The organism is Erwinia tracheiphila, from assembly GCF_021365465.1.
Taxonomy (GTDB): Bacteria; Pseudomonadota; Gammaproteobacteria; order Enterobacterales; family Enterobacteriaceae; genus Erwinia; species Erwinia tracheiphila.
The window spans coordinates 2,281,402-2,306,579 of sequence record NZ_CP089932.1; the positions used below are offsets into that span (position 1 = coordinate 2,281,402).

Genomic DNA, 25,178 nt, shown 5'->3' on the forward strand with positions numbered 1-25,178 from the left:
TGCCACTAAGATGACGCCAGCCGGATGTGATGCTGACATCCTAATTACCGGGGGGCCAATTGTCAGCAGGAAAAAGCACGATGCTGTAACAAATCATCATCCTGTGCTAGTTTTCAGCCGAATAAAATGGTTATCAGGAGACAATTATGGATGCACTGGATTTGCTGGTTAATCGGCGCTCTGCATCACGTTTGAGCGACCCCGCCCCTGAAGGCGAAGCCCTGCAAAATATTTTGCACGCAGGTATGCGTGTGCCCGATCACAAAGGCTTACAGCCGTGGCGCTTTATTATCATAGAAAATGACGGGAGAACCCGCTTCAGCGAGCTTTTAGAAAAGGTTGCACACGAGGAGGGGATGGATGAGAAAGCCGTCGAAAAAGCAAAAAAATCCCCTTTTCGTGCGCCAATGATTATTACCGTGGTTGCCCATTGTGAGGCACATCACAAGGTCCCTCGTTGGGAGCAGATTATTTCTGCCGGATGCGCCGTTATGTCCATGCAAATGACGGCGGTGGCGCAGGGCTTTAACGGTATCTGGCGCAGCGGCCCATGGACAGAGCATCCGAGCGTACGTGAAGCCTTCCTGTGCCGTGATCAGGACGCGATTGTTGGCTTCCTTTACCTTGGCACCCCGCAGCTCAAATCTGCTACCAGGTTCATTGCACCAGACACCTCACCTTTTGTCAGCTACTTCTGACATTCCGTCGTTCAGTATGCAGAGGCACCCACAACCTTGCATACTGACGTGATTATGAGCGACTGCATCGCTTCAGCCTTACTACTCGCGATTATACGCGCTACCATACGGCCGGTAAAACGTGCCGCCTGATTGTCCGGGGTATTTTGTTGGTTACCGCGTAGTGGTTTACCAGCAGGTGAGCATTGTCCGCAGGCCCGATCCGTTTGCGTAACGGCGATTTATCGCTTGCTATTGTTAAGACCGTATTCATGAGGATCACCCAACCCGATGCGTCTGTTTATTGCTGAAAAGCCCAGTCTCGCTCGTGCGATTGCTGATGTGTTACCCAAACCTCACCGTCGGGGGGATGGCTTTATCGCCTGTGGTAACGATAATACGGTGACCTGGTGTGTTGGCCATTTGCTGGAACAGGCACAGCCCGACAGCTATAACAGCCGCTTTGCCCGCTGGTCTCTGGCTGATCTACCCATAGTGCCGGAGAAATGGCAGCTACAGCCGCGTCCCTCCGTGGCAAAACAGCTTGGTGTAATCAAAGGCTTACTGGCACAGGCCAGCGAAGTGATCCATGCCGGTGACCCCGACCGCGAAGGGCAATTACTGGTAGATGAAGTGCTGGATTACCTTACGCTTTCGCCAGAAAAACGCGGAAAAGTATTGCGCTGTTTAATTAACGATCTCAACCCTGCTGCGGTGGAACGTGCCGTTGCCCGACTGCGGGAGAATCGGGAGTTTATTCCGCTGTGTGTTTCTGCACTGGCCCGGGCGAGGGCCGACTGGCTCTATGGCATCAATATGACCAGAGCCTATACCTTGTTGGGCCGCAATGCCGGATATGATGGGGTGCTTTCCGTGGGGCGCGTGCAGACGCCCGTCCTGGGGCTGGTGGTCCGGCGTGATGAAGATATTGAAAACTTTATTGCGAAAGACTTCTTTGAGGTCAAAGCACACATTGTCACGCCGCAAAATGAACGCTTTGTCGCACTCTGGCAACCCAGTGAGTCCTGTGAACCTTATCAGGATGAGGAGGGAAGGTTGCTGCATCGTCCGCTGGCAGAACATGTAGTAACCCGTATTAATGGGCAGCCAGCCTGGGTGATCAGCTATAACGACAGGCGGGAAAATGAAACGCCGCCGTTGCCGTTCTCACTTTCTGGTCTGCAAATTGAGGCGGCCAAACGATTTGGGCTGAGTGCGCAAACGGTGCTGGACACCTGCCAGAAACTGTATGAAACACATAAACTGATTACGTATCCACGTTCCGACAGCCGTTATTTACCGGAAGAGCATTATGCTGGCAGGCATGCGGTACTCAATGCGATTAGTGCTCATCAGCCCGAACTGACATACCCAGCTGACTTTGATGGGGATCGTAAAAATCGCTGTTGGGATGATAAAAAGGTCGATGCTCATCACGCTATTATTCCCACCGCGCGCAGTAATCCGGCCAGGCTCTCCGAAAACGAACGCAATATTTATTACCTGATTGCCCGGCAATATCTGATGCAGTTTTGCCAGGAGGCAGTTTACCGCAAGTGTGTTATCGGGCTGGATATTGCAGGGGGCAAGTTTGTCGCAAAAGCGCGCTTTTTGGCAGAAGCAGGATGGCGAGCGCTGCTTGGCGGTAAAGAGCGGGATGAAGAAAATGATGGTACACCACTGCCAGTGGTTGCGAAGGGCGATGAGTTGCTTTGTGAACGCGGCGAGGTTGCTGCAAAGCAGACACAGCCACCCCGACCCTTTACCGATGCCTCGTTATTATCTGCAATGACAGGTATTGCGCGTTTTGTTCAGGATAAAGAATTAAAGAAAGTGCTGCGTGCGACCGATGGTTTAGGGACAGAAGCCACGCGTGCAGGAATTATTGAATTACTTTTTAAACGCACCTTCCTCTTTAAGAAAGGGCGCTATATTCATTCCAGTCCTGCCGGACGTGCTTTGATCCACTCGTTGCCCGAAATGGCGGCCAGACCAGACATGACCGCCCACTGGGAATCAACACTGACTAAAATCAGTGAAAAAGAATGTAGTTACCAGGGGTTTATGCAGCCGCTGGTGGAAACGCTGCACCAGCTGATGTCTCAGGTGCGCCAGAAGCCTGCGGCACAGGCTTTCCGGGGTTTGAATGCGGTTCAGAAGAAAAAAACGGCACGTAAGTCAACGAAAGTAAAGGACACGTAATGATGAATAAAAGTATGATCTCTGCAAGTCTGTTATTGCTGTGTACCCAGCCACTGCTGGCAGCAGGGCAGTATACCGACCCTGGCACAGTTCAAAATAGCGTTGTCAGTGAAAATGGTTATAATGCCGGGAGCAGGGTGGTAGTAGATATGCCGCCTCAGGCATGGACACAAGGCCAGAGCAACACCAGCCAGCCCCCTTGTCAGCGCTGCTGCACCTATGAAAATCGCAGTTATACTGAGGGAGCGGTGGTTAAAATGGAAGGAGTACTGTTACAGTGCGTCCGTGATGAACACTCCTACGGCACCAACAATTTAATCTGGAAACTATTAAAACAGTAAGACTGCCCCGGGGATAAACCGGGCGCATTGCAAATTACAGGTCGAACTGTGCCCAGACTGGCGCATGGTCAGAAGGTTTTTCCATACTGCGAATGGCATAATCAATACCGGTTGCCACACATCGGTCGGCCAGCGGTTTAGTGGCGAGGAGCAGATCGATACGCAGTCCGCGATTGTCGTCAAATCCTTTAGAGCGATAGTCAAACCAGGAAAAACGATCGCTGGCCTCAGGATTCTGTGCTCGCCATGTATCCACCAGTCCCCAGCCCATCAATTTATCCATCCATTCCCGTTCTTCCGGCAGAAAAGAACACTTGCCGGTGCGCAGCCAGCGTTTGCGATTCTCCTCGCCGATACCGATATCCTGGTCTGAGGCGCTGATATTCATATCCCCCATGATAAGTACAGGCTGGTCGGCCTTGAGTTGAGTTTCAAGGTACGTTTGCAGGTCAAGATAAAACTTTGCCTTAGCCGGAAATTTGGTGAGATGGTCACGGCTTTCACCCTGAGGAAAATAGCCGTTGATAACGATAATGTTACCTGTCGGGCCTGGCACCTCTGCCATGATCAGGCGGCGTTGCGCGTCTTCATCGTCCTCAGGGAATCCGCACATCACCTTCACGGGTTGCGCTTTGGTGAGCAGGGCAACGCCATAATGACCTTTCTGTCCATGATAAAAGACGTGATAGCCCAGTTTCGTCACCTCTTCCAAAGGAAACATATCATCATGAACTTTGGTTTCCTGCAGGCCAATAACTTCTGGCTGATGCTGGTTAACAATAGCTTCAAGCTGGTGAGGACGGGCGCGCAGCCCATTGATATTAAAAGAAACAAATTTCATTTCAGCGGTCGCTTCGCGATAAAAAGAAGCAGGATGTTAGCAGAGTAAGTCGCTAAATGTCATCCTGAACGCTGTCGATAAGCAATACAGGCGTTTTAAAGCATATAACAGGCCTTTCAGCTGGATATGCTATTTTCTCAAAAAAGTCGGATATGCATTGGTCAGTTTCAGTTGATGACGGGGCCGGGAAAAAGTCGACAGTGTATTGCCTCCCTGAACATAAAATTGCAGGAAAATATTCAGGATTGAGGATGTCGGGAATTCTTTTGATGATGGTGGGGGAAGGATTCGAACCTTCGAAGTCGATGACGGCAGATTTACAGTCTGCTCCCTTTGGCCGCTCGGGACCCCCACCGTGGAGAAATACTCATCAACAAACAAATCGTTGTTTTTAATTCATATTTTTTGAACGGGCGCATCATGTCAGATAAAATAGCGGTGTAAGGTCTGCGTTCAACAAAAAATCGGTTGCCGTTTTTTTACGCGGCGTGCTGCTCTGGCACTCAAAGCAGCACGGTGAGGATAATTACAAAATAATGGTACGGTTACCATAAACAAACACGCGCTGTGCCAAAACCTCATAAAGCGCTCTGCTAAGGGCATTTTTTTCAACGTCACGCCCTGCACGCATCATATCTTCAGCGCTGTAAGTATGATCGACGTGAATCACGTCCTGCATAATGATTGGGCCTTCATCAAGATTATCATTAACGTAATGCGCGGTCGCACCGATGATTTTCACCCCGCGCTCGTATGCTTGATGATATGGCCGTGCGCCAACAAATGCGGGCAGAAATGAATGATGAATGTTGATGATTTGATTGGGATAACGTTGTACAAATCTAGGGGTCAGTACCCGCATATATTTAGCCAGCACGACGTAATCGGGCTGATAACGGTCGATTTCGACTGCCATATTGTTATCGTGCTGTTCGCGGCTTGAGCCTTCATGACTGACTAAAACAAACGGAATATTGAAGCGTTCAACCAGCGAGCGTAGCGTTTCATGATTTCCTATAACTGCCGCGATCTCGACATCCAGACCGCCATAAGCGCTTTTCATCAGCAGGTCGCCCAGACAGTGTGCTTCTTTAGTGACTAAAATAACAATTCGGCGATTTCCTGAAGCGTTAAGCTCACGCACCGAGCCGTCGGGCAGAGCACTGTCAAGATCTGCCAGAAGCGTAGTGTCGTTGAAGATGCCCTCCAGTTCGGTGCGCATAAAAAAACGCCCGGTGTGGTGATCGACAAATTCGTTATTTTGCACAATGTTAAGCTCGTGCTTATAACAAATATTGGTGATTTTAGCGATCAGACCTTTTGCATCCGGGCAAATCGTCCGTAAAACTTTTCGTTGCGGTGTTTGAGCTTGCATTGCGATAGTAATCCTGTTGAAGCCACTCTTGTACGGAGGTGTGCCATTACTGGCTACAGCATTTTTTGAATTTTTTACCGGAGCCGCACGGGCACCGAACGTTTCGTCCTGTTTCAGGGTATGAGCCGTCGACATAATACCAGCGTTGATCCAGCTGAATAAAGCGAGAACGTTCGTGCAGAAAATGTTCCTGATGATTTTCAGAGTAGCGAGCAAAAAACGTCACGTATCCTTCGCTATTTTCAGCATTTACGTCCGCCGAAATGATTGTGAGACCCAGCCATGTTGTTGCGTCAATACTTTGTTGCAGACTGGTACGCAGATGCTCGGTCTGACGGGATGGATGCCATGTTGCCACAAGATAGTTTGTGTCCCTATATACATAGGCGGTATAACGTGAGCGCATTAAAGATTCTGGTTTCGGTGGCAGTGCTGCGCCAGTCAGCCAGGGCTGGCAACATACGCTATACTGCAATCCGCTACAGCATGGGCAGGGTTCTGACACATTGACTCCATGAGCATGTTTTAAAGATCGAAGACGTTTGGCATCATGGTAACGGAGTGGCACGTATGATGCCATGTGTTAGTTAAGTGAACACCCGAGATTCAATAAGGCAGACAAAAATAGGATTGGCAATGGAGTCGGGTGCAGCCAGGGGATGGACACCACCTTGGTGTAATTAATGCGCTTGAACGATGTGGAATCAAAGTCGATTTAGTTGCGGGTTGCTCTGTTGGTGGGGCAGTGTATGTCAGTAAACAGATGCCATTACTGGAATCATGGGTACGCTCATTCAGCTACTGTGATGTGATTCGCCTGATGGACGTCTCCTGGCACCGTAGTGGATTGCTCAGAGGAGAACGCATTTTTAACCATATTCAACGGCTGATCGGCCACGACCTCATAGAACAGTGCACTCTGCCATTTGGTGCGGTAACCACTAACCTGAGCAAGGGACGTGAACTCTGGCTGATTCAGGGTGATATACGCCAGGCGGTGAGGGTTTCATGCAGCATTCCGGGTTTACTGGAACCGGTGGCCTGGAATGGCTGGTTGATGGTGCAGTGGTGAATCCTGTTTCTCTCACCAGGGCGCTGGAGGCCGATATTGTTATCGCTGTTGATCTTCAGCACGATGCCCATCTGACGCAGCAGGATTTGATGTCTGCTTCTTCATTATACTGAAGAAGAGGACGCGCTCACGGCTGCAACCGGTTGGGCAGGCAGGTTGCGATAAAGCTTCTCACGGGGAAGGCATCGAAAAATGAATCAGGTCCCCGGCACGATGCAAATAATGTCCACCTCCATTCAGGTTCTGGAGAACCGTGTCAAACGCAATCGTATGGCTGGCGATCCGTCTGATGTGCTTATTCAACCTCTGTGTCCGCAGATATCAACGCTTGATTTTCACCGTACTGAAGAGGCGATCGAAGCAGGCGAACTGGCTGTTGATAAGAGGATAGATGAACTACTCCCGCTGGTGCGTTAGTGCGCATTGCCGAATCATATATAAAGTCACCATTGAAAAATCGGAGAGGCGTAATCGTGGTTTATGAGCCACTATTGATGGAGTTGGCGTACAAGGGGGGAGAATGGAGAAGCCATTAAATGGGAAACAAATTCTGATCGTTGAAGACGAAATCGTTTTCCGTTCTCTGCTTGACAATTTCCTGGCTGCTCTTGGTGCAGTCATTACATTGGCAGATGACGGGCTTCAGGCATTGGATATTTTGCAACACCACCAGCAGGAACTGATTATCTGTGATTTAGCCATGCCGCGAATGAACGGAATCAAACTGGTTGAGCACCTTCGAAGCCGGGGAAATGACGTGCCGATTTTGGTGATTTCTGCAACCGAAAATATGTCTGATATTGCACAGGTATTACGTCTGGGCGTGCAGGATATTTTACTTAAACCCCTTAAGGATTTGGGGCGAGTGCGTGATGCGGTTTATGAATGCCTGTATCCCTCAATGTTTACCTCCAAAGTAGAAGAAGATGAGCAGCTTTTTCAGGATTGGGATGCGTTAGTGAGCGATCCGCTGGCAGCAGCGGCACTCCTTAAGCAGTTACAGCCTCCGGTTCAACAAACTATTGCCCACTGTCGGGTCAATTATCGTCAGTTAACGATGGCTGAACAGCCGGGCCTGGTGTTGGATGTGGCAGCATTATCAGAGCACGATTTGGTTTTTTATTGTCTGGATGCGACAAGGGCTGGTAATAATGGTGTGTTGGCCGCATTGTTACTGCGGACATTATTTAATGGTTTGTTACAGGATCAATTATCTGGACAGGCGCAAGAATTACCGGAATTAACGTCATTGTTGAAACAAGTCAATCAGCTTTTACGGCAGGCTAATTTGCAAGGGCAATTTCCTTTACTGGTTGGTTATTACCACCAGGGAATTAAAAATTTAATCCTGGTTTCCGCAGGATTAAACGCCACGCTTAATATTAACACCCACCAAATACAACTCAGTAATGGTATGCCGCTTGGTACAACAGGTAGCCCCTACCTGAATCAAATCAGTCAAAAATGCGATGCCTGGCAGTGTCAGGTTTGGGGCGCTGGGGGTAGGCTACGCCTGATGTTGTCCACGAATTAATCAATCAATTTGTCTTTATTCCTGAGTGTTACAGGCAGGGCCATAAAATGACTTTACACTTGGGTAATAATCTTAATTTATGATCAAAATGTTTATCCAGGATAAATCCGCCCAGATTGAACTGTTATACTGACTTTGTTTTTTAACTCGACATATCAAGTAATAACCTGAACGGCCTAAAGAGAGGTACTTTGATGTCTGCCTATAAGTCCAAAGTAAAAAAAGCGGTTATCCCAGTAGCAGGTTTGGGGACCCGCATGCTGCCAGCTACGAAGGCAATTCCAAAAGAGATGTTGCCGCTGGTTGATAAGCCGTTAATTCAGTATGTCGTTAATGAGTGCATCTCAGCCGGAATTAATGAAATCGTGCTGGTTACGCACTCCTCAAAAAACTCCATCGAAAACCACTTCGACACCAGTTTCGAGCTCGAAGCCATGCTGGAGAAACGTGTTAAGCGTCAGCTACTGGAGGAAATTCAGTCTATCTGTCCTCCTCACGTAACTATCATGCAGGTACGTCAGGGGCTGGCTAAAGGTCTGGGCCACGCTGTAATGTGCGCTTATCCGGTTGTGGGCAATGAACCCGTTGCCGTTATCCTGCCAGACGTCATCATCGACGAGTACGAATCGAACCTGACTAAAGATAACCTGGCTGATATGATGCGTCGCTTCGATGAAACCGGACACAGCCAAATCATGGTTGAACCAGTGGACGATGTTACTGCCTATGGCGTTGCTGATTGTCAGGGCGCTGCTTTAAGTGCTGGCCAAGGCACACCAATGGTCGGGGTTGTTGAGAAGCCTAAAGCAGACAAAGCACCCTCTAATCTGGCCGTAGTTGGACGCTATGTTCTTTCTGCGGGCATCTGGCCTTTGCTGGCTAAGACGCCCCCCGGTGCCGGTGATGAAATTCAACTGACTGACTCCATTGCAATGCTAATGGAAAAAGAGACCGTTGAAGCTTATCACCTGAAAGGTATCAGCCACGACTGTGGTAATAAACTGGGTTATATGCAGGCTTTCGTTGAGTATGGCGTTCGTCACAACACCTTGGGTGGCGATTTTAAAGCCTGGCTGGAAAGCACCGTAGGTAATAAAAAGTAATTTTCAATTTCTAACCGGGACAATTCAATGAAAGTCACCGTATTTGGTATCGGCTATGTCGGTCTGGTTCAGGCTGCAGTTTTGGCCGAAGTCGGACATGACGTTCTTTGTATCGATGTTGATCAGAAAAAAGTCGACAACTTAAAAAAAGGGATCATTCCTATCTTCGAACCAGGGCTTACACCTTTGGTGATGCAGAACTATGAGTCGGGCCGACTCAAGTTTTCCACTAATGCGCAAGAGGGTGTGCATCATGGTGTCATGCAGTTTATTGCTGTGGGTACGCCACCGGATGAAGATGGCTCTGCCGATCTGAAATACGTCACGGCTGTTGCCCGCACCATCGCCCAGCACATGTCAGACAGCAAAGTTGTTATTGATAAATCCACTGTGCCTGTAGGTACTGCAGATCGCGTCCGTGCAGTGATGGAAGAAACCCTTAAGGGGCGTGGTATGGATATCAATTTTGACGTTGTATCCAACCCGGAATTCCTGAAGGAAGGGGCGGCTGTTGCAGACTGCATGCGTCCTGAACGCATCGTTGTTGGCACGGATAATGATGACGTTGTTGAACTGCTTCGTGAACTTTACGAACCTTTCAACCGCAATCACGATCGAATGATTTTGATGGATATCCGTAGCGCTGAACTGACAAAATATGCTGCCAACTGCATGCTTGCCACGAAAATCAGCTTCATGAATGAGATGTCGAACCTGGCTGAACGTCTGGGTGCTGACATTGAGAAAGTCCGTCAGGGAATAGGTTCAGATTCACGTATTGGATACTCATTTATCTATCCCGGTTGTGGTTACGGTGGCTCATGCTTCCCGAAAGATGTTCAGGCACTGATTCGCACCGCACAGCAGATTGGTTACCAGCCGCGTTTGCTGCAGGCTGTAGAAGATGTTAACGACTCGCAGAAAAATAAGTTGCCAACCTTCATTAAGCGCCACTTTGGCGAGAATCTTCAAGGAAAAACCTTCGCCCTGTGGGGACTGTCTTTCAAACCAAATACGGATGATATGCGTGAAGCATCGAGCCGCGTTTTGATGGAAGCGTTATGGCAGGCTGGTGCCACTATTCAGGCTTTTGATCCTGAGGCGATGGACGAAGCGCAACGCATCTATGGACATCGCGACGATCTCAAGCTGATGGGCACCAAAGAAGCTGCTCTGCAAAGCGCCGATGGTCTCGTTATTTGTACTGAGTGGCAGAACTTCCGGGCACCGGATTTTGATGTGATCAAAAAAGCTTTGAAAGACCCCGTGATTTTTGATGGTCGTAACCTGTATGATCCGGAAAGACTTAGCAAGCGCGGTTTTGTTTATTATGCAATCGGCCGCGGAGCTTCTATACAAATCGCATAATTAACGAGGGTAGTATGAAATATCTGGTTACCGGTGCAGCAGGCTTTATTGGTTTTCATGTTGCGCAGCGTCTGCTAAACACCGGTCACCAGGTTGTCGGTCTTGACAATCTGAATGATTACTACGACGTTAAACTTAAACTTGCCCGCCTTAATATCCTTCGTTCATATTCTGCATTTTCTTTTGCCAAACTCGATCTTGCCGACCGGGAGAAAATCCCCGCCTTATTCGGAAAAGAAGCTTTTGAACGCGTAATCCATCTTGGTGCCCAGGCTGGCGTTCGCTATTCACTGGAAAACCCTTTAGCCTATATGGATTCAAATCTGAATGGCTATTTGAATATACTTGAAGGTTGTCGTTACCATAATGTAGGACACCTGCTTTATGCCTCATCAAGTTCAGTTTATGGTCTGAACCAAAAACTCCCTTTTTCAACGAATGATTCTGTAGACCATCCCGTTTCACTTTACGCCGCGACTAAAAAAGCGAATGAGCTCATGTCACATACGTACTCCTACCTTTATGGGGTGCCAACTACCGGCTTGCGCTTTTTCACTGTTTATGGCCCTTGGGGCCGGCCTGATATGGCACTGTTTAAGTTTACCCGCGCGATGATTGCGGGTGAAAAAATAGATGTATACAATAACGGTCAGATGCAGCGTGACTTTACCTATATTGATGATATTACCGAGTCCATTTACAGACTTCAGAATGTCATTCCGCAGCTTAATCCAGACTGGACGGTTGAGAAGGGCAATGCAGCAAATAGTTCAGCGCCGTATTGTGTTTACAATATTGGAAATAGCAGTCCGGTTAAGTTGATGACCTATATTAACGCTTTGGAAAAGGCCCTGAGCATTACGGCTCACAAGAATATGTTGCCAATGCAGCGCGGCGATGTTCTTGAAACAAGTGCGGACACTTCTGACTTGTATGATGTAATTGGCTTCAGGCCTGAGACCTGTATTGATGAAGGGATTGCGGAATTTGTCGGTTGGTATCGTTCGTTCTACCGGGTTTGATGTCTGGTGCCCCACACGACAGTGGGGCACCAGCAACTCACTAATCAGCAGGATTACAGTACGAAATCTTCCAGCTGCTTACCGTCTTCGAGGGCTTTTTTGATTACTGCAGGGGTACGACCCTGACCTGTCCATGTTTTAGTTTCGCCATTTTCATCGACATATTTATATTTGGCAGGGCGAGCTGCTCGTTTTGATTTCCCGGCTGCTTTAGTAGTGGAAAGAGCCGAGAGCAATTCATTAGGATCAATACCGTCTGCTATTAGCATTTCACGATATTGCTGCAATTTACGCGTACGCTCCTCGATTTCAGCCTGAGCTTGATTTTCTTCATCACGACGTTCGGTGACTACAACTTCAAGTTTCTCCAGCATTTCTTCCAGAGTTTCGAGTGAACACTCTCGTGCCTGCGCGCGCAGAGTACGAATGTTGTTCAAAATTTTAAGTGCTTCGCTCATTTTCCTGATCTCAAATTATAATGGATGGGGTAGTTCTGCCGATTAATAATAGAGCGCTGTAAAACGAACTGCAATAGCAAATTTTGTTATTCAATAAGAATAAACGGTCTAAACGAACTGGCGGGATGATTATTAACGATACGGAATAACTATATTTCCCTGAATATCATTCTTTTTTCCTGAGTCAGGCGTTTTGATTAAGTCCTTAACTGAGTTGATTGTGGGGTATTTAATCTCGTGATGGCTGGTGTTATTTGGTGAGCTGAGTAAGTTCAGGATAAATCAGAGAATACATGCAATATGATTTACTTTTTTAAAGTGTAATCTGCGATGAATGTAACAGATAAAACTATTTACTTATGAAGTATATTCCCATCCATGCCAGCATTTGATCCAGATGACAGGGCGAAAAAAATGTGCATATAGAAAACATATAGCGATAATGACTCAAAACAGACTGTGCTAACATCATGCGCATTAAGCTTTTTTTTACCGGAGCACAACCTGATGGCCCAACTATATTTCTATTACTCTGCCATGAATGCGGGCAAATCAACGGCTTTACTTCAATCATCTTATAACTACGTTGAACGCGGGATGCGAACACTGGTATATACAGCAGAGATTGATAACCGTTTTGGTTTCGCTAAAGTCAGTTCTCGCATTGGCCTTTCTTCTCCAGCAAAACTGTATAATAACGGGACGGAATTTTTTAATGAAATTAACTCTGAACTTAAATTGGAGCCTGTGCACTGTATCTTAATTGACGAATGCCAGTTTTTGACACGTGAACAAGTTAAGGCCTTATCTGATGTGGTGGATTTTTTGGATATACCTGTACTTTGTTATGGGCTACGTACAGATTTTCGTGGTGAATTATTTAGCGGAAGTCAGTATTTATTGGCGTGGTCGGATAAACTCGTTGAATTAAAAACCGTCTGTAATTGCGGCAGAAAAGCAGGTATGGTTTTAAGACTCGATGAAAAAAGTGTGCCTTATAAAGAAGGTGAAAAGATTGTTATTGGTGGAAATGAAAGTTATCTATCCGTTTGCCGCAAGCATTATAAAGCTGCTATTGAACAGAATTGCTTACATTCTGTTGATGAAAAATCGTATTGTAATTAACCAGTACTAATCAGCTCAACCATATTTCAAAGGCAATCAGCCCTGTTACAGGTTAACTGATATTCTTATCAATAAAGCCATATGTGGCCCGCTTCATTATGATTTTAAGTGGGCACCGACAGAGGCCGGTACCCAGGTTTTGAAGTACGACTATCGCTTAATTTTCTTTTCTGTATTCTTTTTCTCTTCGGGCCGGTCAGCATTGCTGGTTACGTTTAATGACTCTGTGAATGCGCGACCATAAAACGAATCGAGCATAATCTGCTTCAGTTCACTGATCAGCGGGTAGCGTGGGTTAGCTCCGGTACACTGATCGTCGAATGCATCTTCAGCAAGTTTATCCACTTTGGCCAGAAAGTCTGCTTCCTGCACACCCGCTTCACGTATTGACTTGGGAATGCCCAGCTCAGCTTTCATGCCTTCCAGCCACAACAATAACTTCTCAATCTTTTGTGCGGTACGATCGCCTGCTGTACTAAGGCGAAGATGATCAGCTATTTCTGCATAACGCCGGCGTGCCTGAGGACGATCGTACTGACTAAATGCTGTTTGCTTAGTTGGATTATCGTTAGCGTTATAACGAATGACATTGCTGATAAGCAGTGCATTAGCCAGGCCGTGTGGAATATGGAATTCAGACCCTAACTTATGGGCCATTGAATGACATACACCAAGAAAAGCATTAGCAAATGCGATCCCGGCAATAGTTGCAGCATTATGAACGCGCTCACGTGCAACCGGATTTTTAGCCCCCTCATGATAACTGGCAGGAAGATTTTCCTGGAGCAATTTCAACGACTGTAATGCCTGACCGTCAGAATATTCGTTGGCCAGCACTGAGACATAGGCTTCAAGTGAGTGGGTTACTGCATCAAGGCCACCGAATGCACAAAGCGACTTAGGCATATTCATGACCAGGTTGGCATCAACAATGGCCATGTCTGGCGTTAACGCGTAATCCGCAAGGGGATATTTTTGTCCGGTTGTATCATCTGTCACCACAGCAAACGGTGTTACCTCTGAACCCGTTCCCGATGTAGTCGTAATAGCAATCATTTTGGCTTTTACGCCCATTTTGGGAAATTTATAGATGCGTTTACGGATATCCATAAAACGAAGAGCCAGTTCTTCAAAGGCTGTTTCGGGATGCTCATACATAACCCACATTATTTTGGCTGCGTCCATTGGAGAGCCTCCGCCCAAAGCAATGATGACATCAGGTTTAAACGAATTCATCTGCTCTGTGCCCTTACGTACGATACTTAGCGTTGGATCCGCTTCAACTTCAAAAAATATCTCTGTTTCAATACCGTGCGTTTTTAAAACTGAAACAATCTGGTCGGCATAGCCGTTGTTAAAGAGGAAACGGTCAGTAACGATAAAAGCACGTTTGGCACCATCGGTAGCCACTTCTTCCATGGCTATGGGAAGTGAACCACGACGGAAGTAGATAGACCCAGGAAGTTTGTGCCACAACATATTTTCAGCTCGCTTTGCCACGGTTTTCTTATTAATAAGATGCTTCGGCCCGACGTTTTCGGAAATGGAGTTACCGCCCCATGAACCGCAACCAAGCGTCAGCGATGGTGCAAGTTTGAAATTATAGAGGTCGCCAATGCCACCCTGAGAAGCAGGCGTGTTAATCAGAATGCGTGCAGTTTTCATTTTGTCGCCAAAATAGTTAACGCGTTCGCGTTCGTTATCCTGATCAGTGTAAAGGCAGGAGGTATGGCCGATGCCTCCCATCGCAACCAGTTTTTCTGCTTTACTAACCGCATCTTCAAAATCTTTGGCACGGTACATGGCCAGGGAAGGTGAAAGCTTTTCGTGTGCGAAAGGCTCTGATTCGTCCACGAGCGTAACTTCACCGATAAGAATTTTTGTATTCACAGGGACGTTAATGCCCGCAATTTCGGCAATTTTTACCGCAGGCTGACCTACAATGGCTGCATTCAACGCGCCGTTTTTCAGGATAACATCCTGAACAGCTTTTAATTCCTTGCCCTGAAGTAGATGTCCACCGTGGCTGGCGAAACGTTCTTTTACAGCATCATAAACTTCGTCCACGACGATAACTGATTGCTCAGAGGCGCAGATAACGCCGTTATCGAAGGTTTTTGACATCAAAATTGATGCGACGGCACGTTTAATATCTGCCGTTTCATCAATTACAACCGGCGTATTGCCTGCTCCTACACCAATAGCAGGTTTTCCAGAACTGTAGGCCGCTTTAACCATTCCGGGCCCGCCAGTCGCAAGTATCAGGTTGATATCGGGATGGTGCATTAGCTGGTTTGAAAGTTCGACTGAAGGAACATCAATCCATCCAATAATATCTTTGGGTGCACCAGCTGCAATTGCTGCCTGAAGTACAATATCTGCTGCTTTATTTGTGGCATTTTTCGCCCTTGGGTGTGGCGAAAAAATAATTCCATTTCGGGTTTTCAGGCTGATAAGCGCTTTAAAAATGGCTGTTGATGTAGGGTTAGTGGTAGGTACAATTCCACAGATAAGACCAGTTGGTTCAGCGATGGTGATTGTGCCAAACGTTTCATCTGTGCTCAGAATGCCGCACGTTTTTTCATCTTTATAAGCGTTATAAATATACTCTGAAGCAAAATGGTTTTTGATAACTTTATCTTCGACAATGCCCATTCCTGATTCTGCCACCGCCATTTTTGCCAGCGGGATACGTGCATCGGCGGCTGCAAGCGCTGCGGCCCGAAAAATCTTGTCAACCTGCTCTTGAGTGAAATTGGTATATTCACGCTGTGCTTTTTTAACACGTTCAACCAGTGCGTTAAGTTCAGCAACATTAGTAACGGGCATAGTGCGCTCCTGATGGAAGTTTAAACTCTATTAGTAAACAAGTCAGAATCAGGGAGTATAGCCACCGGAAATGAATTTGCTGAGGGAAAACGAGTGGCTACATTGTGCTAAATAAGCTTTAGTTCCAATGGTTTACTGAGAAAGTCTACTATTAAAACGGTTGATAAATATGCTTCGGCTTTTTGCCTGTCTGGAGTTAGATCTTACTCACAACGGGTAAGGTCAATTTTGATCTGAGTCATGTCATGCGCAAGCTGACTTCTTTCAGCTCTAATCTTTAGCGGTTTTAGGGTGTGTCTGCATAACCTGTTATTATTTATAGTTTAATCAATACTATTACCTGACTTATAGTCTTATCTGTTGTTTATAAATACCAGATAAAAACATATTCATTGAGCATGGAAAGAGGGCGGATTTTACATTAAATTAGGCGCCAGCAAATCAGTCTGCTCAGGAGCGCCGCGTGAATTCGATATTTATTGATATTTCTATTTATATAAAATTTTTTGTGGGGCTGTTTGCCCTGGTAAATCCATTCGGCATTATTCCTGTTTTTATTAGCATGACCAGCTATCAGGTGCCTGCTGCAAGAAATAAAACTAATCTGACTGCAAATCTTTCTGTGGCGATTATTTTGTGGATCTCCCTGTTTCTTGGAAAGATTATTTTGCATTTTTTTGGTATTTCCATCGATTCTTTCCGTATTGCTGGTGGGATTCTGGTGGTAACCATTGCGATGTCAATGATCAGCGGCAAGCTGGGTGAGGATAAGCAAAATAAACAGGAAAAATCAGAAACCGCTATAAGAGAAAGTATTGGCGTGGTGCCGCTTGCTTTACCTTTAATGGCTGGACCAGGTGCAATCAGTTCAACCATTGTCTGGAGTTCGCGTTACCACAGCTGGCATAACCTGATAGGTTTTAGCATTTCAGTTGCTCTTTTTTCAATCTGCTGCTGGCTGGTGTTTCGTGCTGCGCCGTTAATGGTTCGTTTACTTGGGCAAACGGGTATCAATGTTATTACCCGAATTATGGGGTTGTTGCTCATGGCGCTTGGGATAGAGTTTGTTGTCACGGGGATCAAAGCGTTGTTTCCTGGTTTGGCTGGTTGAATATACTCCTGCGAAACCTCTCTAAAAGCGCAGAATCTGCGCTTTTTTTTGTCTGAAATTAATAATTGCACTTAATCTGTACATTTTGTTTTTTTTTGCACTAAAGTGGTGCAATTATGTTTTTTTCTTAAGGCAGGAAAAAATTATTAGTGTAATTACTGCAATAATTTTGATGCAGAAAAATATTTTACAACTTAAATGACATTTTTTGAATTTTAAATCTATTTATATGCTTTTTATTAGTTCAATAAACCTATAAAAAATTAAAGAAGAATAAAAATTCTAAAATACTCTTTCCTGTCCCAAATTGTGCACTATGTAGCCATAATGAATTTTTAACGTGTGCATTGTAGCGGTGATTTTATAAGTTATTGTAATTTTTAGTTTAAATGTTATTTTTTAATATAAAATAACGCTTCACCTGTAAAAAATCTCATGATAGAAAGAAGGTTGTTTAACAACTTCATCATTATGCCGAAGTTGATCAAACCAGGTTCTGCGCGTTGTTGAAAGAAAAGGGTAATACCTGGCATCACTTGTGCAGTGAATGACGTTCCGCAGCCAGCGATGTCGGGATTATGGCTTGATGATAACTAACACAAGTTGCTTACGATCAATGATAAGTTCTTTTATGCGCAGTCGCACTGTTTGTCAGCTCGCTTTACTTAGTTTTGTTGCCGTCACAGGTAATACATTTGCCGATACCGTACCAGCAAATATTGCGCTGGCCTCACAGCAGCACATTGTTATTAACAACGGTGGTGAGGTGTCTTCACTCGACCCTCAAAAAACCGAAGGCGTGCCGGAAAGTAACGTAATAATGAATTTGCTTGAAGGTTTGGTGACAACCGATAATTTTGGGCAGATTGTGCCGGGGGTGGCGGAAAGTTGGCAGAGTGAGCAGGGCAGAGTCTGGACGTTTACTTTGAGAAAAGATGCAACGTGGAGTAATGGCGAGTTGGTTACTGCAGCAGACTTCGTCTACAGCTGGCAGCGGCTTGCCGATCCTGCAACCGCATCACCTTATTCCAGTTATTTGCAGTACGCGCATATTGAAAACATTGACGATATTCTTGCCGGTAAGAAGCCACCGCAGGCACTTGGAGTCAGGGCTCTTGACCCACACCATTTGCAGGTCACGCTGACCGCAATGGTTCCCTATTTCATTACGCTTGTTACGCATACGTCAATGATGCCGGTGAATCGTCATGCACTGGAAAAATGGGGAGACCGATGGACGCTTCCCGGGCAGTATATTGGCAACGGTGCTTACACACTCAGCAACTGGGTAATTAACGAAAAGATTGAAGTGAAGCGCAACCCGCTTTACTGGAACAACAGCAAAACCATTATTACCAGGGGTACCTTACTGCCGATCACTTCCACGACTGGTGATGTTAACCGTTACCGTAGTGGTGAAATTGATATTACTGACAGCGTGTTACCGCCGGAACAATTTCCGATGTTAAAAAAAACACTGGGAAAAGAGTTACATATTAATCCATTACTTTGCACGTTCTATTATGAACTAAACAACAGACGCCCGCCCTTTGATGATCCGCGTGTTCGCACCGCAGTCAAACTCACTCTTGATCGCAGCATCATTACTGAAAAAATTATGGCGCAGGGACAAATACCTGCGGGCACCTTCACCCCTCCGTTTATTCATGGTGCTGAACTCAGACAACCCGACTGGATGAGCCTCACCCAGGCACAGCGCAATCAGCAGGCAAAAAATCTGCTGAAGGAAGCAGGTTACAGTACCGATAAACCATTGCGTTTTTCACTGTTGTATAACACTTCAGATATCAATCAGAAGCAGGCGATTGTTGCCGCTTCAATGTGGAAGAAAAATCTGGGTGCGGATGTAACCTTAAATAATCAGGAATGGAAAACCATGTTGGATACTCGCCATCAGGGCAGTTTCGACGTGGCACGCGCCACATGGTGTTCGGATTATAACGAGCCATCGACGTTTCTGAATGCGATGCTCAGTAATTCTTCAAACAACACGGTTTTCTACCGCAGTGAGAAATTTGATGCGCTGATGGCGAAAACGCTGACTGCAGGTAACGATGCAGAAAGAGCAGAATACTATCAGCAGGCTGAACAGCAGCTTGATAGCGACTCTCCTGTTGTACCTGTTTACTATCGCGTCAGTACACGCCTGGTAAAACCCTGGGTAGGGGGTTTTACCGGTAAAGACCCGCAGGACCTGACGGCACTGAAGTATTACTACATCATAAGGCATTGAGTTTAATTTTTTCTCTGGCAAGGACACCGGACGCGACATTTTATGGCAAGGCTAAAGCAGCAAATGACTCAGAATCCAATCGTTCTGGCACCTGAGAAACCCGATTAACGGGGATCGCTGATGTGTCCTGTGCGCATCGGCAAAAATATAACTGGAGTTAATAACGACATGACCAACATCACTAAAAAAAGCCTGGTTGCATTAGGCATACTGACTGCACTGGCTGGAAATTCGGTAATGGCAGCAACGGTACCAGCAGGTGTCGAGCTGGCAGCAAAACAGGAGCTGGTAAAAGGAAATGGCAGCGAGGTCCAGTCACTTGACCCACACAAAATTGAAGGTACGCCAGAATCTAATGTGAGTCGCGATCTGCTGGAAGGCCTGGTTATCAGCGATTTGCAGGGTCATCCGATTCCCGGCGTGGCAGAAAGTTGGGAAAATAAAGACGGTAAAGTATGGATCTTCCACCTGCGTCAAAACGCGAAATGGTCAAATGGTCAGCCTGTGACGGCTCAGGACTTTGTCTACAGCTGGCAGCGCCTTGCCGATCCTAAAACGGCGTCTCCGTATGCCAGTTATTTGCAGTATGGTCATCTGGAAAATGTTGATGACATTATTGCCGGTAAAAAGTCACCGGACACGCTTGGTGTAAAAGCCCTGGATGACCATACATTGCAGGTCACCCTGACCGAATCGGTACCGTATTTTTACAAGTTGCTTATTCATGCCTCAATGTCCCCGGTCTATAAGCCAGCTGTTGATAAATTCGGCGACAAGTGGACACAGCCTGAGAACTGGGTTGGCAACGGCGCATTTAAGCTTCAGAGCCACATCATCAATGAAAGCATCGTGGTGGTTCGCAATCCGGATTACTGGGACAACGTCAATACCAGACTCGATAAAGTGACTTTCCTGCCTATCTCATCGGAAGTCGGTGATGTGAATCGTTATTTCAGTAACGGCGGTAGCGATCTGACTTATAACAACATGCCAATTGAGCTGTTTAAAAAGTTACAGCGTGAAAACCCGAAAGAAATGCATGTTGATCCTTATCTGTGCACCTATTACTACGAAATCAACAACCAGAAGCCGCCATTTGACGACGTTCGTGTACGTACCGCCCTAAAACTGGGTCTCGATCAGGACATCATGGTGAACAAAGTGCTGGCACAGGGACAGTTACCAGCATGGAGCTACACGCCGCCTGCCACAGATGGTGCTGCGTTGATCAAACCAGAATGGGCTACCTGGTCACAGGAAAAACGTAACGAAGAAGCGAAAAAACTTCTTGCCCAGGCTGGTTATACCGCTGACAAGCCTCTCAGTTTCGAACTGCTTTATAACACGTCCGATCTGCACAAAAAGCTGGCTATTGCAGCTTCATCAATCTGGAAGAAAAATCTGGGCGTGAATATCAAGTTGAACAATCAGGAGTGGAAAACGTTCCTGGATACCCGTCATCAGGGGACCTTTGATGTTGCCCGCGCTGCATGGTGTGCGGACTACAATGAACCTACCTCATTCCTTAATACCATGTTGACCGGCAGCAGTAATAATACGTCTCATTATTCCTCTGCGGAATTTGATAAGGCGATTGCAGATGCAGGCAAGGCTGCTGATGAGAAAGGCCGTAGCGATCTTTACGCCAAAGCCGAGCAGATACTGGATAAAGATTCAGTTATTGCACCGGTTTACTACTACGTGAATGCCCGTCTGGTGAAAACTTATGTCGGTGGCTATACGGGTAAAGATGCGCTCGATAACGTTTATGATAAAAATCTCTATATCATCAAACACTAATGACAAGGCGAGGGAAGGGGAACCTTCCCTCTGTGTCTATTTTTAAGCAGTGCTGAGGCACAAGCCAGCAGGTACGGGCAATGTTAAAGTTTATTTTACGTCGTGTTCTGGAAGCGATTCCGACGTTACTCATTTTAATTACTATCTCATTTTTTATGATGCGGCTGGCACCAGGCAGCCCTTTTACTGGTGAACGAACGCTTGCGCCAGAGGTGATGGCGAATATTGAAGCGAAATATCACCTTAATGATCCCATCTGGAAACAGTACACCGACTACCTTGTACAGCTGGCTCACGGTGATTTCGGACCGTCATTTAAATATAAAGATTATTCAGTCAATTACCTGGTAGGGCATGCCTTTCCGGTATCCGCCAAACTGGGACTGGCTGCCTTTATCCTGGCGATAATTTTAGGCGTGGCGGCAGGGGTGATTGCTGCCCTTAAGCAGAACAGTAAATGGGATTTTGTGGTGATGGGTGTGGCGATGACAGGGGTTGTCATTCCCAGCTTCGTCGTGGCCCCGCTGCTGGTGCTGATATTTGCTATTGCGCTCAAATGGTTGCCCGGAGGGGGATGGAATGGTGGACAACTGAAATTTATGATTCTGCCGATGGTTGCACTGTCATTATCCTACATCGCCAGCATTGCTCGCATCACCCGTGGGTCCATGATTGAAGTACTGCATTCCAACTTTATCCGCACTGCGCGGGCGAAGGGATTACCGATGCGCCTGATTGTGTTACGGCATGCGCTGAAACCGGCAATGTTACCGGTTCTCTCTTATCTTGGTCCGGCCTTTGTCGGCATTATCACCGGTTCAATGGTAATTGAAAGCATTTATGGCCTGCCGGGAATAGGGCAGCTATTTGTCAATGGTGCGCTTAACCGAGACTATTCTCTGGTGTTGAGCCTGACCATTCTGGTGGGATTTTTAACCATTCTTTTCAATGCGATCGTTGACGTGCTCTACGCCGTTATCGATCCCAAAATTCGTTACTGATTGGGAGCAGTCCATGATGTTGAGTAAAAAAAATAGCGCTGCTCTTGACGCTTTCAGCGAAAAGCTTGAAATCGAGGGTCGCAGCCTCTGGCAGGATGCACGACGACGCTTTATACATAATCGCGCTGCGCTGGCAAGCCTGCTGGTTCTGCTGTTGATTGGCCTGTTTGTTGTTATTGCACCGGTGATTTCTTCATTTACCTATGATGACACCGACTGGGGAATGATGTCTGCTGCGCCGGATTTAGCGACAAAACACTATTTCGGAACGGATTCGTCAGGCCGAGATCTACTGGTCAGAGTGGCAATAGGCGGTCGCATTTCCTTAATGGTGGGAATCGCTTCTGCACTGGTTGCTGTCATTGTGGGAACCCTCTACGGTTCGCTGGCAGGATACCTTGGGGGTAAAACCGATTCGGTGATGATGCGACTGCTGGAAATCCTCAACTCCTTCCCGTTTATGTTCTTTGTCATCCTGCTGGTGACCTTTTTTGGTCGTAATATTCTGCTGATTTTTGTTGCTATTGGCCTGGTTTCCTGGCTTGACATGGCGCGTATTGTTCGCGGGCAGACATTGAGCCTTAAGCGTAAAGAGTTTATCGAAGCTGCGCATGTTGGTGGCGTATCCACCTCCAGCATTGTGATAAGGCATATTGTGCCAAACGTGCTGGGTGTAGTCGTAGTGTACGCGTCACTGTTGGTGCCGAGCATGATCCTGTTCGAATCTTTTCTCAGTTTTCTCGGTCTGGGTACGCAAGAGCCGCTGAGTAGTTGGGGGGCGTTGCTCAGTGATGGTGCGAATTCAATGGAGGTTTCTCTGTGGCTGTTATTGTTTCCGGCTGGATTTCTGGTGGTAACGCTTTTCTGTTTCAACTTTATCGGTGATGGCCTCCGTGATGCCCTCGACCCGAAAGATCGCTAAGGAGTTCCCGATGAGTGTGACTGAATTACAGCCAGCAATGATAAAAAAAGGCCAGTCTGTGCCTTTGCTCGACGTCAGGGATTTACGGGTTACATTTAACACGCCGGATGGTAGCGTCACGGCGGTGAACGATTTGAACTTCAGCCTGCAGGCGGGTGAAACCTTAGGCATCGTCGGCGAGTCAGGTTCGGGTAAATCCCAAACCGCTTTTGCGCTGATGGGCTTACTGGCCCGCAACGGGCGAATTGGAGGTTCTGCGCTATTTAATGGAAATGAAATTCTTAACCTTCCTGAAAAGCAGTTAAACCGACTGCGGGCAGAGCAAATTGCCATGATTTTTCAGGATCCCATGACGTCCTTAAATCCCTATATGCGCGTGGGTGAACAGCTAATGGAAGTGCTCAGGCTGCACAAAGGCATGAGCAACGCTCAGGCGTTTGAAGAATCGGTGAAAATGCTTGATGCAGTGAAAATGCCGGAAGCGCGTAAGCGGATGAAAATGTTTCCCCATGAGTTTTCCGGTGGCATGCGCCAGCGAGTAATGATAGCGATGGCGCTGCTGTGCCAGCCAAAACTGCTGATAGCGGATGAGCCCACTACAGCACTTGATGTAACCGTTCAGGCGCAGATTATGATGCTCCTGAACGATCTTAAAAGAGAGTTTAACACGGCAATCATTATGATCACCCACGATCTTGGCGTTGTTGCCGGGATCTGTGATCGTGTGTTGGTAATGTATGCAGGTAGAACCATGGAGTATGGCAGGGCGAGAGATGTATTTTATCAGCCAACGCACCCTTATTCAATTGGCCTGCTCAATGCCGTGCCCCGGCTTGATACGGAGGGTGAATCCCTCACCACTATTCCCGGGAATCCACCTAATCTTTTACGTTTGCCGTCGGGGTGCCCTTTCCAGCCACGCTGTCCCCATGCGATGGCGGAGTGCTCCACTACGCCACCGTTGGTGTCATTTAGTGAAGGTCGTCAGCGTGCCTGCTTTAAACCCATGGAGGAACTGGTATGAATACCCTGGCAGAGAAACGGGTTTTACTGGAAATTGCCGATCTTAAAGTTCATTTTCCTGTTAAGGATGGCCGTCAGTGGTTCTGGCAGCCGCCAAAAAGTCTCAAAGCGGTGGATGGTGTTAGCCTGCGCTTATACGAAGGTGAAACTCTGGGGGTCGTCGGTGAGTCAGGCTGCGGTAAATCCACCCTGGCGCGCGCCATTATTGGTCTGGTTAAGGCAACAGAGGGGCGCGTTGCCTGGCTGGGACGCGATTTACTGGGGCAAAGCGAGGAAGAGTGGCGTAAAGCACGCAGTGATATCCAGATGATTTTTCAGGACCCACTGGCATCGCTGAATCCACGTATGACCATCGGTGAAATCATTGCGGAACCATTGCGCACGTATCACCCCAACATGCCGCGTGGAGAAGTGAAAGAGTGGGTGAAAAACATGATGATGAAGGTTGGGTTGTTGCCAAACCTCATCAACCGTTATCCTCATGAATTCTCTGGTGGTCAGTGCCAGCGTATCGGTATTGCCCGTGCGCTGATCCTTGAGCCTAAGCTGATTATTTGTGATGAGCCAGTTTCGGCTCTTGACGTATCAATACAGGCTCAGGTGGTCAACCTGCTACAAAAATTGCAGCGTGAAATGGGGCTGTCGCTGATATTTATCGCTCACGACCTCGCAGTTGTTAAACACATTTCCGATCGTGTGCTGGTGATGTATTTGGGACATGCGGTAGAGCTGGGTACCTACAATGAGGTTTATCATAATCCACAGCATCCTTATACGCGGGCTTTAATGTCCGCGGTGCCTGTTCCTGACCCGGATGTGGAAAAAAACAAGGTTATACAGCTGCTGGAAGGGGAGCTTCCATCACCTGTTAATCCTCCTTCAGGTTGTGTTTTTCGTACACGCTGCCCGATTGCAGGGCCGGAATGCGCAAAAACAAGGCCGCTACTCGAAGGCAGTTTCCGTCATGCGGTTTCCTGTCTCAAAGTGGATCCCATGTAACCTGTTCTTAACCACGTTTACCTGAGGTGAAGGCCTGCTCCAGGGATGGAGCAGGACAAAAGATAACCGTCACGCTTTTATCAGCATAGTATTAAGAAAGGGTCTGTCATTCCCTGCCTGA

20 protein-coding genes, 1 tRNA gene and 1 pseudogene are annotated in these 25,178 nt (G+C 47.0%); 16 read left to right on the top strand and 6 right to left on the bottom strand.

Annotation, left to right across the window (positions count from 1 at the left end; genetic code table 11):
• Window positions 1–146 precede the first annotated feature (146 nt).
• From LU633_RS12105 to LU633_RS12115, 3 genes are all read left to right on the top strand, one after another.
• The gene (locus tag LU633_RS12105; RefSeq protein ID WP_016192490.1) at window positions 147–698 is read left to right on the top strand and encodes an NAD(P)H nitroreductase; all 552 of its coding nucleotides are present in this window, start codon (window positions 147–149) and stop codon (window positions 696–698) included.
• Between the two features lie 270 nt (window positions 699–968).
• The gene (locus tag LU633_RS12110; protein ID WP_016192491.1) at window positions 969–2,879 is read left to right on the top strand and encodes a DNA topoisomerase III; all 1,911 of its coding nucleotides are present in this window, start codon (window positions 969–971) and stop codon (window positions 2,877–2,879) included.
• Window positions 2,879–3,220, top strand: a complete 342-nt coding sequence (locus LU633_RS12115; RefSeq protein WP_016192492.1) for a DUF1496 domain-containing protein — start codon at window positions 2,879–2,881, stop codon at window positions 3,218–3,220. Before LU633_RS12110 ends, LU633_RS12115 begins: the two co-directional genes overlap by 1 nt.
• 34 nt (window positions 3,221–3,254) lie before the next feature.
• Here LU633_RS12115 and xthA read toward each other — a convergent pair whose 3' ends face one another.
• The 4 genes from xthA to LU633_RS12135 all read right to left on the bottom strand — a co-directional run bounded on the left by xthA (window position 3,255) and on the right by LU633_RS12135 (window position 5,941).
• The gene (gene xthA, locus LU633_RS12120; protein ID WP_016192493.1) at window positions 3,255–4,061 is read right to left on the bottom strand and encodes an exodeoxyribonuclease III; all 807 of its coding nucleotides are present in this window, start codon (window positions 4,059–4,061) and stop codon (window positions 3,255–3,257) included.
• Window positions 4,062–4,334: 273 nt separating this feature from the next.
• Window positions 4,335–4,416: transfer RNA gene (locus LU633_RS12125), tRNA-Tyr, on the bottom strand.
• A gap of 171 nt (window positions 4,417–4,587) precedes the next feature.
• Window positions 4,588–5,436 (bottom strand): formyltetrahydrofolate deformylase, encoded by an 849-nt coding sequence (gene purU, locus LU633_RS12130; protein WP_016192494.1) that lies wholly within the window; start codon window positions 5,434–5,436, stop codon window positions 4,588–4,590.
• 46 nt (window positions 5,437–5,482) lie between these two features.
• The gene (locus LU633_RS12135) at window positions 5,483–5,941 is read right to left on the bottom strand and encodes a YchJ family protein (RefSeq protein ID WP_016192495.1); all 459 of its coding nucleotides are present in this window, start codon (window positions 5,939–5,941) and stop codon (window positions 5,483–5,485) included.
• Window positions 5,942–6,045: 104 nt separating this feature from the next.
• Here LU633_RS12135 and rssA point away from each other — a divergent pair.
• The 5 genes and pseudogenes from rssA to LU633_RS12160 all read left to right on the top strand — a co-directional run bounded on the left by rssA (window position 6,046) and on the right by LU633_RS12160 (window position 11,535).
• A pseudogene (gene rssA, locus LU633_RS12140) lies at window positions 6,046–6,925 on the top strand (patatin-like phospholipase RssA).
• A 103-nt stretch (window positions 6,926–7,028) separates the two neighbouring features.
• Window positions 7,029–8,042, top strand: a complete 1,014-nt coding sequence (gene rssB / locus LU633_RS12145) for a two-component system response regulator RssB (RefSeq protein ID WP_016192499.1) — start codon at window positions 7,029–7,031, stop codon at window positions 8,040–8,042.
• 194 nt (window positions 8,043–8,236) lie between these two features.
• Window positions 8,237–9,145, top strand: coding sequence for a UTP--glucose-1-phosphate uridylyltransferase GalU (gene galU / locus LU633_RS12150; RefSeq protein ID WP_016192500.1), 909 nt, complete (start codon window positions 8,237–8,239; stop codon window positions 9,143–9,145).
• A 27-nt stretch (window positions 9,146–9,172) separates the two neighbouring features.
• Window positions 9,173–10,513 carry a UDP-glucose dehydrogenase family protein gene (locus LU633_RS12155; RefSeq protein WP_016192501.1) on the top strand — a complete coding sequence of 447 codons (1,341 nt, stop codon included), beginning with the start codon at window positions 9,173–9,175 and terminating at the stop codon, window positions 10,511–10,513.
• Window positions 10,514–10,527: 14 nt separating this feature from the next.
• A complete protein-coding gene (locus LU633_RS12160) occupies window positions 10,528–11,535 on the top strand; it encodes an NAD-dependent epimerase (protein WP_016192502.1) in 1,008 nt (335 codons plus the stop codon).
• A gap of 53 nt (window positions 11,536–11,588) precedes the next feature.
• On the opposite strand, the gene hns is transcribed toward LU633_RS12160, so the two are convergent.
• Window positions 11,589–11,993, bottom strand: coding sequence for a histone-like nucleoid-structuring protein H-NS (gene hns, locus LU633_RS12165; protein WP_016192503.1), 405 nt, complete (start codon window positions 11,991–11,993; stop codon window positions 11,589–11,591).
• 507 nt (window positions 11,994–12,500) lie between these two features.
• On the opposite strand from hns, the gene LU633_RS12170 reads away from it, so the two are divergent.
• Window positions 12,501–13,118 (top strand): thymidine kinase, encoded by a 618-nt coding sequence (locus tag LU633_RS12170; protein ID WP_016192504.1) that lies wholly within the window; start codon window positions 12,501–12,503, stop codon window positions 13,116–13,118.
• A gap of 150 nt (window positions 13,119–13,268) precedes the next feature.
• On the opposite strand, the gene adhE is transcribed toward LU633_RS12170, so the two are convergent.
• Complete coding sequence (gene adhE / locus LU633_RS12175; RefSeq protein ID WP_016192505.1) at window positions 13,269–15,947, bottom strand: bifunctional acetaldehyde-CoA/alcohol dehydrogenase; 2,679 nt, start codon at window positions 15,945–15,947, stop codon at window positions 13,269–13,271.
• Between the two features lie 463 nt (window positions 15,948–16,410).
• On the opposite strand from adhE, the gene LU633_RS12180 reads away from it, so the two are divergent.
• From LU633_RS12180 to oppF, 7 genes are all read left to right on the top strand, one after another.
• Window positions 16,411–17,058 (top strand): YchE family NAAT transporter, encoded by a 648-nt coding sequence (locus LU633_RS12180; protein WP_016192506.1) that lies wholly within the window; start codon window positions 16,411–16,413, stop codon window positions 17,056–17,058.
• A gap of 631 nt (window positions 17,059–17,689) precedes the next feature.
• Complete coding sequence (locus tag LU633_RS12185; RefSeq protein WP_016192507.1) at window positions 17,690–19,312, top strand: ABC transporter substrate-binding protein; 1,623 nt, start codon at window positions 17,690–17,692, stop codon at window positions 19,310–19,312.
• Window positions 19,313–19,480: 168 nt separating this feature from the next.
• Window positions 19,481–21,112: an oligopeptide ABC transporter substrate-binding protein OppA gene (oppA, locus tag LU633_RS12190; protein WP_016192508.1), complete on the top strand. Its 1,632-nt coding sequence runs from the start codon at window positions 19,481–19,483 to the stop codon at window positions 21,110–21,112.
• A gap of 80 nt (window positions 21,113–21,192) precedes the next feature.
• Window positions 21,193–22,113 (top strand): oligopeptide ABC transporter permease OppB, encoded by a 921-nt coding sequence (gene oppB / locus LU633_RS12195; protein WP_016192509.1) that lies wholly within the window; start codon window positions 21,193–21,195, stop codon window positions 22,111–22,113.
• Window positions 22,114–22,126: 13 nt separating this feature from the next.
• Entirely contained in the window at window positions 22,127–23,035 is a 909-nt protein-coding gene (gene oppC / locus LU633_RS12200; protein ID WP_016192510.1) for an oligopeptide ABC transporter permease OppC, read from the top strand.
• A 10-nt stretch (window positions 23,036–23,045) separates the two neighbouring features.
• Window positions 23,046–24,059, top strand: coding sequence for an ABC transporter ATP-binding protein (oppD, locus tag LU633_RS12205; protein WP_016192511.1), 1,014 nt, complete (start codon window positions 23,046–23,048; stop codon window positions 24,057–24,059).
• Entirely contained in the window at window positions 24,056–25,057 is a 1,002-nt protein-coding gene (oppF, locus tag LU633_RS12210; RefSeq protein ID WP_016192512.1) for a murein tripeptide/oligopeptide ABC transporter ATP binding protein OppF, read from the top strand. The genes oppD and oppF overlap by 4 nt, the downstream gene beginning before the upstream one ends.
• The last annotated feature ends 121 nt before the right edge of the window (window positions 25,058–25,178 follow it).

Excerpts from the sequence above, each read along its gene's own strand:
- LU633_RS12105 (WP_016192490.1), top strand. The coding sequence starts at position 147 with ATGGATGCACTGGATTTGCTGGTTAATCGGCGCTCTGCATCACGTTTG.
- LU633_RS12110 (WP_016192491.1), top strand. The coding sequence starts at position 969 with ATGCGTCTGTTTATTGCTGAAAAGCCCAGTCTCGCTCGTGCGATTGCT.
- LU633_RS12115 (WP_016192492.1), top strand. The coding sequence starts at position 2,879 with ATGATGAATAAAAGTATGATCTCTGCAAGTCTGTTATTGCTGTGTACC.
- xthA (WP_016192493.1), bottom strand. The coding sequence starts at position 4,061 with ATGAAATTTGTTTCTTTTAATATCAATGGGCTGCGCGCCCGTCCTCAC.
- purU (WP_016192494.1), bottom strand. The coding sequence starts at position 5,436 with ATGCAAGCTCAAACACCGCAACGAAAAGTTTTACGGACGATTTGCCCG.
- rssB (WP_016192499.1), top strand. The coding sequence starts at position 7,029 with ATGGAGAAGCCATTAAATGGGAAACAAATTCTGATCGTTGAAGACGAA.
- galU (WP_016192500.1), top strand. The coding sequence starts at position 8,237 with ATGTCTGCCTATAAGTCCAAAGTAAAAAAAGCGGTTATCCCAGTAGCA.
- LU633_RS12155 (WP_016192501.1), top strand. The coding sequence starts at position 9,173 with ATGAAAGTCACCGTATTTGGTATCGGCTATGTCGGTCTGGTTCAGGCT.
- LU633_RS12160 (WP_016192502.1), top strand. The coding sequence starts at position 10,528 with ATGAAATATCTGGTTACCGGTGCAGCAGGCTTTATTGGTTTTCATGTT.
- hns (WP_016192503.1), bottom strand. The coding sequence starts at position 11,993 with ATGAGCGAAGCACTTAAAATTTTGAACAACATTCGTACTCTGCGCGCG.
- LU633_RS12170 (WP_016192504.1), top strand. The coding sequence starts at position 12,501 with ATGGCCCAACTATATTTCTATTACTCTGCCATGAATGCGGGCAAATCA.
- adhE (WP_016192505.1), bottom strand. The coding sequence starts at position 15,947 with ATGCCCGTTACTAATGTTGCTGAACTTAACGCACTGGTTGAACGTGTT.
- LU633_RS12185 (WP_016192507.1), top strand. The coding sequence starts at position 17,690 with ATGCGCAGTCGCACTGTTTGTCAGCTCGCTTTACTTAGTTTTGTTGCC.
- oppA (WP_016192508.1), top strand. The coding sequence starts at position 19,481 with ATGACCAACATCACTAAAAAAAGCCTGGTTGCATTAGGCATACTGACT.
- oppB (WP_016192509.1), top strand. The coding sequence starts at position 21,193 with ATGTTAAAGTTTATTTTACGTCGTGTTCTGGAAGCGATTCCGACGTTA.
- oppC (WP_016192510.1), top strand. The coding sequence starts at position 22,127 with ATGATGTTGAGTAAAAAAAATAGCGCTGCTCTTGACGCTTTCAGCGAA.
- oppD (WP_016192511.1), top strand. The coding sequence starts at position 23,046 with ATGAGTGTGACTGAATTACAGCCAGCAATGATAAAAAAAGGCCAGTCT.
- oppF (WP_016192512.1), top strand. The coding sequence starts at position 24,056 with ATGAATACCCTGGCAGAGAAACGGGTTTTACTGGAAATTGCCGATCTT.